The sequence below is a fragment of the Martinezella tropici genome, assembly GCF_003287875.1.
GTDB classification, from domain to species: Bacteria; Pseudomonadota; Alphaproteobacteria; order Rhizobiales; family Rhizobiaceae; genus Rhizobium; species Rhizobium tropici_C.
This window is the reverse complement of the sequence record NZ_QMKK01000052.1, coordinates 131,266-140,424: the sequence shown is the minus strand read 5'-3', so window position 1 is coordinate 140,424 and position 9,159 is coordinate 131,266. Positions and strand designations below refer to the sequence as shown.

General features: G+C 59.6%; 11 protein-coding genes. 6 read left to right on the top strand and 5 right to left on the bottom strand.

The features are described from left to right. Together DQ393_RS25135 and DQ393_RS25130 are read left to right on the top strand one after the other, a co-directional pair. Positions 1-549: TCP-1/cpn60 chaperonin family protein (locus tag DQ393_RS25135; RefSeq protein ID WP_281024050.1), on the top strand; the 549-nt coding region annotated here is incomplete at its 5' end. Between the two features lie 581 nt (positions 550-1,130). Further along, entirely contained in the window at positions 1,131-1,577 is a 447-nt protein-coding gene (locus DQ393_RS25130) for a hypothetical protein (protein ID WP_210260522.1), read from the top strand. A 308-nt stretch (positions 1,578-1,885) separates the two neighbouring features. On the opposite strand, the gene DQ393_RS25125 is transcribed toward DQ393_RS25130, so the two are convergent. Next, positions 1,886-2,593, bottom strand: coding sequence for a glutathione binding-like protein (locus tag DQ393_RS25125; RefSeq protein WP_112344403.1), 708 nt, complete (start codon positions 2,591-2,593; stop codon positions 1,886-1,888). A gap of 213 nt (positions 2,594-2,806) precedes the next feature. On the opposite strand from DQ393_RS25125, the gene DQ393_RS25120 reads away from it, so the two are divergent. Then, positions 2,807-3,250: a DoxX family protein gene (locus DQ393_RS25120; protein ID WP_112344402.1), complete on the top strand. Its 444-nt coding sequence runs from the start codon at positions 2,807-2,809 to the stop codon at positions 3,248-3,250. A 76-nt stretch (positions 3,251-3,326) separates the two neighbouring features. On the opposite strand, the gene hisG is transcribed toward DQ393_RS25120, so the two are convergent. Genes hisG through hisS form a run of 3 tightly spaced genes read right to left on the bottom strand, consistent with a single transcriptional unit; the run spans position 3,327 to position 6,693 of the window. After that, positions 3,327-4,022 carry an ATP phosphoribosyltransferase gene (gene hisG, locus DQ393_RS25115; protein ID WP_112344401.1) on the bottom strand — a complete coding sequence of 232 codons (696 nt, stop codon included), beginning with the start codon at positions 4,020-4,022 and terminating at the stop codon, positions 3,327-3,329. Continuing rightward, positions 4,022-5,140, bottom strand: coding sequence for an ATP phosphoribosyltransferase regulatory subunit (locus DQ393_RS25110; protein ID WP_112344400.1), 1,119 nt, complete (start codon positions 5,138-5,140; stop codon positions 4,022-4,024). Before DQ393_RS25110 ends, hisG begins: the two co-directional genes overlap by 1 nt. After that, positions 5,140-6,693, bottom strand: coding sequence for a histidine--tRNA ligase (gene hisS, locus DQ393_RS25105; RefSeq protein WP_112344399.1), 1,554 nt, complete (start codon positions 6,691-6,693; stop codon positions 5,140-5,142). Before hisS ends, DQ393_RS25110 begins: the two co-directional genes overlap by 1 nt. Before the next feature lie 126 nt (positions 6,694-6,819). On the opposite strand from hisS, the gene DQ393_RS25100 reads away from it, so the two are divergent. The 3 genes from DQ393_RS25100 (at position 6,820) to copM (ending at position 8,237) form a co-directional block, all read left to right on the top strand. Then, the gene (locus DQ393_RS25100) at positions 6,820-7,347 is read left to right on the top strand and encodes a 2'-5' RNA ligase family protein (protein WP_112344398.1); all 528 of its coding nucleotides are present in this window, start codon (positions 6,820-6,822) and stop codon (positions 7,345-7,347) included. A gap of 69 nt (positions 7,348-7,416) precedes the next feature. Then, complete coding sequence (locus tag DQ393_RS25095) at positions 7,417-7,794, top strand: hypothetical protein (RefSeq protein WP_112344422.1); 378 nt, start codon at positions 7,417-7,419, stop codon at positions 7,792-7,794. A gap of 74 nt (positions 7,795-7,868) precedes the next feature. Continuing rightward, complete coding sequence (gene copM / locus DQ393_RS25090) at positions 7,869-8,237, top strand: CopM family metallochaperone (RefSeq protein WP_112344397.1); 369 nt, start codon at positions 7,869-7,871, stop codon at positions 8,235-8,237. Between the two features lie 40 nt (positions 8,238-8,277). Here the strand turns inward: copM and DQ393_RS25085 are convergent, their stop codons facing one another. After that, positions 8,278-9,159 carry a LysR family transcriptional regulator gene (locus tag DQ393_RS25085; protein WP_245430450.1) on the bottom strand — a complete coding sequence of 294 codons (882 nt, stop codon included), beginning with the start codon at positions 9,157-9,159 and terminating at the stop codon, positions 8,278-8,280.

Genomic DNA, 9,159 nt, shown 5'->3' with positions numbered 1-9,159 from the left:
CTGCAGGAACGTCTTGCCAAGCTCGCTGGCGGCGTTGCCGTCATCCGCGTCGGCGGCTCGACCGAAGTCGAAGTGAAGGAAAAGAAGGACCGCATCGACGACGCTCTCAACGCGACGCGCGCTGCTGTTCAGGAAGGCATCGTCCCGGGCGGCGGTATCGCTCTCCTGCGTTCTTCCACGAAGATCACCGCCAAGGGTGAAAACCAGGATCAGGAAGCCGGCGTCAACATCGTTCGCCGTGCCCTGCAGTCGCTGGTTCGCCAGATCGCTGAAAACGCTGGTGACGAAGCTTCGATCGTTGTCGGCAAGGTTCTCGACAAGAACGAAGACAACTACGGCTACAACGCCCAGACGTCTGAGTTCGGCGACATGATCGCCATGGGCATCGTCGACCCGGTCAAGGTTGTTCGCACGGCTCTGCAGAACGCAGCTTCGGTTGCTTCGCTGCTGATCACCACCGAAGCCATGATTGCTGAACTGCCGAAGAAGGATGCCCCTGCCGGCATGCCGGGCGGCATGGGCGGCATGGGCGGCATGGACATGATGTGATAGGTCAGCGGCCTAATCGCAGGAATGTCCATAAGGCTTCGCCCATGCACTTTAGTGCTTCAGGCCGCCAAACGGCCTGAAGTGGCGGCATGGACATGATGTGATAGGCCAGCGGCCTTTTGCGATTGTTCAATCCGACATCCGGAATTGACGAAGGGCGGCTTTCGAGCCGCCCTTTTCATTTGTATGCCTATGGTTTCGGCACGAGACCGGCAAGTTTCGCGCAGCGCAAATTTATGCAAATTGCCCCATTGCCGTTTTTGAAAAAGCTCCTATAAATCCCAGCGCAGCGATTTTAGAGGGTTAGCTGCAATGCACGCAAATTTTACTTATTTTCGGCACGCTTAATCAGCGACCGCGCATGATCATGATCTTGAGAATTGATAGGCGTCCGGTTTTTTTACTTGAAATGACTTCATAGACGGGACCAGCAACCCGGAAGAAGCATGGCGAAAATGGAATCGATGGAGCCGAATGTCAGCTTTTTCGTGGAGCGCGGCGTGCGGGAAGGTTTCCAACCGGAAGATGCATTGGAATTTGGATGAAGCGCAGGAGGATCATGCGCTTAAGTGGGGATCATCTTGTTCAAGATTGCCAAGGCCAATTTTGCCGCACCGTTTGCCCCGGGTTCGCTGGAGTTTGACGGTCATAATCCTGACCTGCTCGCGCAATTCTGCGTTTCCGAGGGCTGGACGGGCGATCTGTCGAGCGGCATCATCAAGCTCGGGCAATGGAGCACGATGCTGCATGGCCTGAGCTCTTCGGAATGCGGTCTCCTCAGCCTGATGCACTGCTACAACGCGCATGATCGCGTGCGTATCCTCGATCTGTTCGAACAGGCGGCAACCACCAATTCCTCTTTCTGCTATTCCACCACGACGCTTGGCGCCGGCGGCTATCGCCAGCCGATCTTTTGCGTCGGCGAATCCGTGGCTGCGGACGAGCAACACACCGGCAGCATGGTCGGCGTCTTTCTGTTTCCACGCTTCAAGCCGGAGCCGGGCAGCCAATTGGCGGCGCGGCAGTAGAAACGACTGAGACGACGGTCGGGTGAATTCACCTTTGCCGCTGCATGTGCCCGGTCCCTCACTCCAGCCCTCTTCCCGCTTGCGGCAGAGCAATCGCATATGGACAGGTTAGCCCCCCATCCGTCCTTTCACAGTTTCGCTTCGCTCAACTGTTCGAGTCCACCTTCTCCCCGCCCCTTCGATAAACTCAGGACGGGGCGAAGGGGTTTGACAGGATCGGCCCCCTCGCCCCGCTTGCGCTGAAGTGAGGGCCAGTCACATGGGCGCCGATGTAGAAGCACATGCCTGATCTGCTGACGGATCGGGATTCAATCCCGCTTCGGGATATTGAGCCCTCGCTGACTTGCCGGCCGCGCAAGGGCACGGTCGAGCCAGCTCATGACCGCAGGGAAGCTTTCGAACTCGAGGACTTCACGGCCGCCATAAAAGACATCGACACCGCGGACCCATGGGAAGGTGGTGATGTCGGCAATGGTATATTCATCGCCCATGATCCACTGGCGCCCCTGCAGACGGCCCTCCAGCACGCTCAACAGGCGCTTGGCCTCGTCGCGGTAACGCTCGACCGGATAGGGGTTGTTGGCGACCTTTTCGGCCGCGAATTTGAAGAAATGACCGAACTGGCCGAACATCGGACCGACGCCGGCCATCTGGAAGAAGACCCATTCCATGGTCTCGTAACGCCCGGCTGCATCGCTCGGGATAAGTTTACCGGTCTTTTCTGCAAGATAGACCAGGATCGCGCCCGATTCGAACAGACCGATCGGCTTGCCATCGGGGCCATCGGGATCGATGATCGCGGGAATGCGGCCGTTCGGATTCAGCGAAACGAATTCCGGCGACTTCTGATCATTGGTGCCGAAAGAAACCAGATGCGGCTCATAGGGCAGACCAAGTTCCTCGAGCGCGATCGAAACTTTCACGCCGTTCGGCGTCGGCAGCGAATAGAGCTGGATGATATCGGGATTGCTGGCGGGCCAGCGCTTCGTAATCGGAAACGAGGAGAGATCGGCCATGGGATTTCCTTCCAAAGATCATGATTTCGCGAACAAATTTGCGCCACCATATCCGATATGGAGCCGATGGGAAGAGCGTGCAGCAAGCACCATTGTTCAATGATTGTGAACTAATTGTGTGCAGTTGTTTATCTTTTCAAGCGCCCGAAAATCACGAATATCTGCTTCAGAAATTGTCGCCACCCGATCCGAACGAATTTACTGGAGATCGTCATGTCCAATACCAACAACATCATCATTCTCGTGGCGCGCATTCTGCTCGCCTTCATGTTCATCTTTGCCGGCTTCGGCAAGCTGTCCGATCCGTCCGGTACCGCCGGCATGATCGCCGGCGCCGGCCTGCCCGCTTCGACGCTGCTGACCTATGTCGCCGGCGCCTTCGAATTCATCACCGGCGTCTGCGTCCTCATCGGCTTCCAGGTCCGCATCGTCGGCTGGCTGCTTGCTGCTTTCTGTGTCTTCACCGGCGTCGTCTTTCACCTGCCGACCGTCAACGTTCCGGATTTCCCGGCCGCGGCCAATGGTTGGATCAACGGCCTGAACTTCGTCAACTTCCTGAAGAACGTCACCCTGGCCGGCGCCTACATCATGCTCGCCACCAACGGCGCAGGTGTTTACTCGGTCGACGCACGCCGCGGTGCCTACGCAACCGCCTGATTGCCACAGACTTCCCGAGACAAAAGGCCCGCCGGAATTCCGGCGGGCCTTTTTTCGTGAATGGGAAACTCAAAGATCAGAGCGCGCTACGCACGGCCGAAATGATGCGCTCGACCATCGCATTGCCCTCGTGGCTCTCTTTGCGGGCGCGCACGAGGCAAGCCTCGGAACGCAGGATGATGCCATCCGACAGGACCTTCAGATGGTTCGCCCGAAGCGTTGAGCCGGTGGAGGTGATGTCGACAATGATATCGGCCGAGCCGGCAGCAGGTGCCCCCTCTGTCGCACCGAGGCTTTCGACGATACGGTAGAGCTGGATGCCGTGCTGGCTGGAGAAGAATTGCTGCGTCAGCCGCCAGTATTTCGTCGCAACTGTCAGCCTGCGGCCGTGACGGGCGCGAAAATCGGCTGCAACATCGCCGAGATCGGCCATGGTGTCGACATCGAGCCAGATATCCGGCACCGCAACGACGACATCGGCATGGCCAAATCCAAGTCTTGCGCAGAACTCGACGCGGCGATCGGCCTCCGCCATGCCTTCACGTACGAGATCTTCGCCGGTAATGCCAAAATCGACACTGCCATTGCCGATCTCGCGCGAGATTTCAGAAGCCGACAGGAAGGCGATCTCAACGCCTTCCAAGCCTTCGACGCGGCCACGGTAGGAGCGATCATTGCCGACGGCGACGATGCGCATGCCGGCACGCTCGAAAACAGCCGAGCAATCGTCCTTCATCCGGCCCTTGGAAGGAAGTGCTATCGTGATGGTCATCAGGCCGCCCTCGCAGTTTCGATGCGGTCGAGCCAGAGCGCGAAGCCGACAGCCGGAATGTGACCCTTGGCACCGAGCAGGGTCATCAGCCGGTCGAAGCGGCCGCCACCGGCGAGCACGGCGCTCGAACCTTCCACCGTCACTTCGAAAACGAGACCGGTATAGTAATCAAGTGGGCGACCGAAGGCGGCGCGATAGTCGATCTTCGCGGTATCGACGCCGGCATCGGCCAATGCTTTGACGCGGGCATCGAAATTCTTCAAAGCCGGGCCTAGCTCCAGCTCTGCCGCATCGGCGAAGCCGGCCAGCGCGGCGGAAGCATCTGCCAGCGGCACGCTTAGCGACAAGAACTCCTCCAGTACACGGAAGGCGGCATCATCGAGCCGCGTTTCCGACAGGACCAGCTTCTCACGAAGGCGGCGAGCGATTTCCCGCGGCGAGCGGCTGGCATTGGTGGAATAGCCGGTCGCCTGCATGGTGGCGTCGATATGCCTGACCAGCCCCTGCTCGTCGCCGCGGTTGAGGAAATCGAGCACATGCGCATCGAGCCCGGTGACCGGCTGCGGGCTTGCGAGATGCGCCAGCAGGGTTTCGAGCTGCATCATGTTGCCGAAGGCATGGATCAGCCGCTTTTGCCAGCCTGTAGGCAGGCCGAGCGCCTGGACCACGGCCTCGAACACGGCCTGATCGCCCAAGGTCACCGAAAGCGGCTTGCCGGGGACCAGGCGGCTTAGGATACCGATAGCGTCGCCAACGGCACGGGCGTCGGCCCTTGCCGTATCGTTATCGCCCAAATCCTCGATGCCGGCCTGATAAAACTCATGGCCGCCTTCGCGGCGCTGACGAAAAATCTCGCCGAGATAGGAATAACGCTTCGGCGTGCCGGTAGCGGTTTCGATATGCCGCAGACAGACGGGGATCGTGAACTCCGGGCGCAGGCAAAGGCTGGCACCGGTTTCGCTTTCGGTCATGAAGATGCGCCGGCGAAGATCTTCGCCGGCCATATCGAGAAAAGGTTCGGCTGGCTGGATGATGGGCGTATCCACCCTCTCCGTTCCGCGAACGGAGAATTCGTCCAGCAGATCGCCGGCAAAATCCGGGAGGTTGATCAGGGGCATCAGCCCGCCCTCTTCCGGTCTTCCGCCTGCGCCGCCAAGATAGCCTTGACCTTCTCGATCAACTCGGCTTCCGGCACGGTTTCCTGCGCGACACGGGCCTCCCGCCAGCTGGCATTGTCCTCGATCTCGCCGGAAAGGCGCTTGCCCTCGATCAGATCCTTGATCTGGACGACGCCTTGGGCGCGTTCGTCGCCACCCTGGATGATGGCGATCGGGCAGCCGCGGCGATCGGCATATTTCAGCTGATTGCCGAACTTCTTCCAGTTGCCCTGGAACATCTCGGCGCGGATGCCGGCAGCACGCAGCTGCTGCGTGAAGCGCTGGTAGCGTCCCATTGCATCGACATCGCCATCCATGACGGTGACGAGCACGGGCTCGATCACCTCTTCCGTGCCGAGTTTGCCGAGGTTCTTCAGCGCCGTCATCAAGCGGGAGACGCCGATGGAGAAGCCCGTCGCGGGAACCGGCTGGCCCATGAAGCGCGAGACGAGCCCATCATAACGGCCACCGCCGCCGACCGAGCCGAAGACGACCTTCTCGCCCTTCTCGTTGATTACCGGAAATGTCAGCTCGGCCTCGAAAACAGGGCCCGTATAGTACTCGAGCCCTCGCACGCAGGAGGGATCGATCTTGATACGGTCTGCATCATAACCGGCCGCACGTATCATCGGCTCCAGCTGTTCGGTAAGCAGGTGGACGGCATCATCATATGGCAAATGAGACATTCCGCCGAACTCATCTGGAACGCCACCAGTCTTGAGCGTAACCTGATCAAGTACCTGTTGAAGGCTTGGAACAGTTGAAGACGTCACCACAGCAAGGACGGCTTGGATCTGCCAATCCGCAAGGCCGGCACCTTTGGTGAAGTCGCCGGACTCGTCCTTGCGGCCGAGGCCGAGCAGCAGCGCCACGCCTTCCGGACCGAACTTGTCGAGTTTGTCGATGGCGCGCAGCACGTTGAGCCGCTGGGCGGCCTTGTCATCGCCGCCGAGGCCGATCGCCTCAAGTACGCCGTCGAGAACCTTGCGGTTGTTGACGCGGATCACATAGTCGCCGCGCTTGATACCCAACGCCTCCAGCGTATCAGCCATCATCATGCACATCTCGGCGTCTGCCTGCACGCCCGGCGCGCCGACGGTATCGGCGTCGAACTGCATGAACTGGCGGAAACGGCCCGGACCCGGCTTTTCGTTGCGGAAGACGTAGCCGGCGCGATAGGTGCGATACGGAAGCTGGATCTCGTTGAAATTCTCGGCGACATGACGGGCAAGCGGCGCCGTCAGGTCGTAACGCAGCGACATCCATTGCTCGTCGTCATCCTGAAGCGAGAACACGCCCTCGTTCGGCCGATCGCTGTCGGGCAGGAACTTGCCAAGCGCATCGGTATATTCGAACAGCGGCGTTTCGACAGGATCGAAACCATAATGCTCATAAACGGCCCGGATCTTTGCGGTCATCTCGTTGACGGCGCGAATGTCGCTGGCCGAACGATCGACAAAGCCACGCGGCAGGCGGGCCTTGAGCTTCTGCGGTTTCTTTTGTTTGTCGCTCATCTCTAGGGTAATCCGGTACGGGAACAGTCGCGGTTAACTAGCGGATTGGGCTGAGTGCGGCAAGGATTGTTATATGTTAGCGGCCGACAAAACCGAGAAAAGCCGGGGAAGGCAGCATAGGGAACCATGCCACACGCAATCGTTTTCAAATGCACGGATAACAGCGCCGCTCCGGTTCTCAATCTCTGGCGGGAGGCGAGCCGGTTCGAAAGCATTCCATCGATGCAGGCACTGAACTACCCGCCGCATCTGACATTTGCGGTCTATGAGGACCTTGCCGTGTCCTTGCTTGTCACGGCGGCTCAGAAGGCCTTCGCAAACGTGCCACCGTTATCGGTCGAATTTTCCGGGATCGGCCATTTTCCAAACGAGATGCTGGTGCTCTGGGCGCGTCCGGCGGACGATCGAGTTCTAAGAGAGATACATCGCGCCATTCACGACGAGATAGACCCAGCCTTTTGTCATGAGCATTCCCGCCCGGATTGCTGGCAGCCGCATTGCACCATCGCGATGAAAATCCCCGCAAGCGCGGCTGAAGAGGCGCTGACATGGGCGGCGGCAAAGGAGGCTCGGTTCACACTGAGCTTCGATGCGGCGGATTGCATCAGCTTTCCACCCGTCGAAATCATAAGGCAAGTCAAACTGCTGCCTTGATCGGCTTTCAATGTCCAGACGATGCAATTTGCGCTTGCCTTCGCGGCGGCTGCAGCTAGGTTCGTGTTCATGCGCTTACTTGCGATCCTGACGATGATGATTGCCTGGCTGTTCTACTGTGCCATGCCGGCGCTGGCGAACTGTCCTAGCTGCGATTCCGTCACCGCGATGCCCGCCGCATCGACCATGAGCATGCACGGTGGCATGGCCGATATGCCTGGCATGGCCGCCCATGGCGACATGCCGCAGCATCGAGAAAAGAAGCCGGAGAACCCTTGCGCCGGCGGCATGGCGCATGTGGCGTCCTGTGCCGCCTGTCTGGCTCTGACTCCGACACTTGCGATCGAAAATACCAAGAACGCATTCTCGTATCCGGCGCCGTCTTCCGGCCAGCGCCTTGCCGATTCACGTCCGCAGCCGACGCCGCCGCCACCCCGTTTCGCCTGACGATCATCTGCATTCCTTTCACGAGCGGCTGTCCGCTCAAATCCAGATACCGTCCAGAAACGGAAAGGACACTTATGTCTACCTCAAAATCGCTGATCCTCGCCGGCGCGTTCGCCTTCGCCTTTAGCCTTCCTGCCTTTGCCGACGACATGTCGGGCATGGACATGAGCAAGCCCATGGGCGACCAGGGCGCCTCCAGCAAGGCGTTCAACGATGCCATGGGCAAGATGCACAAGGACATGATGCTCAACTACAGCGGCGATGCCGACACGGATTTCGTCCGCGGCATGATCCCGCATCACCAGGGTGCGATCGACATGGCAAAGATCGAGCTGAAATACGGCAAGGATCCCGAGCTGCGCAAACTGGCTGAGGGCGTCATCACTGCACAGGAAGCCGAGATCAAGGAAATGAAAGCCTGGCTGAAGAAGCACGGCAAGTGAACCATACGGTAAATGGGAGGCGGCATTCGTGCCGTCTCTCTCACTGCTCCCTATGCAATTTGAAGACGCTATCCAGCCAATCGGAAACGGCGCGGATGCGAACGAGCTGACGAAGCTCAGCATGAATAAGCAGCCACATCTCGCGCGCCGGCGGATTTCTGTCGCCGCTTTCGACGCGGCAAAGACCTCCCGCATTCTCGGCCATGATTTTCGGCAGGAGCGCACGCCCTAATCCTGCAACCGCAGCCTGGAGCAGAGCTTCGGCATCATTGACCGCAAGCGGGCTTGAACAGCCTGACTTTTCCGCCTGCGTAGTGATCCAGCGGGCATGCGGCAAATGCGCCATCGCCTCTTCATAGATGATCCAAGGCAAATCTTCCGCATGCCTCTCCTTCCCGGTAGCGACATAGATGGCATAATCCAGCGTCGCGATTCGCCTGGCGACGACTTTGCCGTTTGTCATATCGGCAGGTCTTGCGAGGCGCAGTGCCATGTCCGCCTCACGTCGGGTCAGATTGAGATTTCTGGGATCGCCGATGAGTTCCAATTGCAGGCCGGAATGCTGCGCCAGCAGGCTGGGCAGCGAGGGGACCAGCAGCCGACTGATGAATGACGGCGCTGCGGTAAGCCGGACCTTGCCGAGCGCCATGGGATCTGCCGCATCCAACGCGCTCGACAGCGCCATGACTTCGGCCTCCATCGCCTCGGCCTTCGCCACCGCGATCTCGCCTGTCGATGTCGGCGACAAGGTGCCGCCGGTATTGCGCGCAAACAGGGTCGTGCCTAGGCGTTTCTCCAGAATGCGCAGTCGGCGACCGACCGTCGTCGCATCCGTGCCAAGCGCTCTTCCGGCAGCGGCAAAGGATCCACCTCGCGCGAGCGCCAGAACGTGACGCAGGTCATCCCAATCGATATCGTGCAA

Excerpts from the sequence above, each read along its gene's own strand:
- hisS (WP_112344399.1), bottom strand. The coding sequence starts at position 6,693 with ATGAGCGACAAACAAAAGAAACCGCAGAAGCTCAAGGCCCGCCTGCCG.
- DQ393_RS25095 (WP_112344422.1), top strand. The coding sequence starts at position 7,417 with ATGCGCTTACTTGCGATCCTGACGATGATGATTGCCTGGCTGTTCTAC.
- DQ393_RS25110 (WP_112344400.1), bottom strand. The coding sequence starts at position 5,140 with ATGCCCCTGATCAACCTCCCGGATTTTGCCGGCGATCTGCTGGACGAA.
- DQ393_RS25120 (WP_112344402.1), top strand. The coding sequence starts at position 2,807 with ATGTCCAATACCAACAACATCATCATTCTCGTGGCGCGCATTCTGCTC.
- hisG (WP_112344401.1), bottom strand. The coding sequence starts at position 4,022 with ATGACCATCACGATAGCACTTCCTTCCAAGGGCCGGATGAAGGACGAT.
- copM (WP_112344397.1), top strand. The coding sequence starts at position 7,869 with ATGTCTACCTCAAAATCGCTGATCCTCGCCGGCGCGTTCGCCTTCGCC.
- DQ393_RS25100 (WP_112344398.1), top strand. The coding sequence starts at position 6,820 with ATGCCACACGCAATCGTTTTCAAATGCACGGATAACAGCGCCGCTCCG.
- DQ393_RS25125 (WP_112344403.1), bottom strand. The coding sequence starts at position 2,593 with ATGGCCGATCTCTCCTCGTTTCCGATTACGAAGCGCTGGCCCGCCAGC.